This is a genomic window from Pseudomonas sp. BJa5 (genome assembly GCF_030272875.2).
Classification (GTDB): domain Bacteria; phylum Pseudomonadota; class Gammaproteobacteria; order Pseudomonadales; family Pseudomonadaceae; genus Aquipseudomonas.
Genome location: NZ_JALRNG020000144.1, coordinates 1 through 276, shown reverse-complemented (window position 1 = coordinate 276; position 276 = coordinate 1). Strand labels below are relative to the sequence as shown.

General features: G+C 61.6%; 1 protein-coding gene. It reads left to right on the top strand.

The annotated features are described in order from the left end of the window. Window positions 1-240: (2Fe-2S)-binding protein (locus tag M2D63_RS25770; protein ID WP_285865886.1), on the top strand; the 240-nt coding region annotated here is incomplete at its 5' end. Window positions 241-276: the final 36 nt, after the last annotated feature.

The following is a 276-nucleotide window of genomic DNA, read 5'->3' as shown; positions in this document are numbered from 1 at the left end:
CAACAGGCCTTTATCGATCATGACGGCTTCCAGTGCGGCTACTGCACGCCCGGACAGATTTGTTCCGCCGTGGGCATGATAGCCGAAGGGAATGTCCAGACCCGGGACGACATCCGTGAGCTGATGAGCGGCAACCTCTGCCGCTGCGGAGCCTACACCAATATCGTCGACGCCATCGCCGAGGTGGCGTTGGGGGAGAAACGCGCCAAACCCCGGCCGATGTCGGGAGAGGCGGCGTGAACCGTTTCGACTATTTCCGGGCATCGACCCTGAATG